General features: G+C 71.6%; 1 protein-coding gene. It reads right to left on the reverse strand.

From position 1 onward, the window contains the following. Positions 1-691: AMP-binding protein (locus GT045_RS01965; protein ID WP_161333087.1), on the reverse strand; the 691-nt coding region annotated here is incomplete at both ends.

Consider the following 691-nt stretch of genomic DNA (forward strand, 5'->3'; position numbering starts at 1 on the left):
CGTAGGGGTCGGCGACGAACCGCTCGGCGGTCAGTCCCGGCCGGCCCAGGTACCCGCGGGCCACACCGGCCCCCGCGACGTACAGCTCGCCGACCACCCCGGGCGGGACCAGTCGCAGGGCGCCGTCCAGCACGTACGTGCGCAGGTCGGGGATGCCGGTGCCGATCACGCTGGCCGCCGCCCCGGTGACCAGTTCCCGGGTCAGCGGCTGGTACGTCACATGCACCGTGGTCTCGGTGATGCCGTACATGTTGACCAGGACCGGCGCGTCGTCGGGGTGCCGCCGGTACCAGTCGGCGAGGCGGGACAGCCGCAGCGCCTCTCCGCCGAACACCACGAGCCGCAGGGCCAGTCGGCGCGGACCGCTCGCGTCGGCCTGCGCCAGCTGGTGGAAGGCCGACGGGGTCTGGTTGAGGACGGTGACACCGTGCTCGGCCAGCAGGTCGAGGAACGCGCCCGGCGTCCGGCTCACCTCGTAGGACACCACGACCAGCCGGCCGCCGTGCAGCAGCGCACCCCACAGCTCCCACACCGAGAAGTCGAAGGCGTACGAGTGGAACAGCGTCCACACGTCGTCCGGGCCGAAGTCGAACCACCGCCGTGTGGCGTCGAACAGCCGCACCACGTTGTGGTGGGTGTTGACGACGCCTTTGGGTCGTCCGGTGGAGCCGGAGGTGTAGATGACGTAGGC

It is taken from the genome of Streptomyces sp. SID486 (assembly GCF_009865385.1).
In the GTDB taxonomy this organism is placed as follows: Bacteria; Actinomycetota; Actinomycetes; order Streptomycetales; family Streptomycetaceae; genus Streptomyces.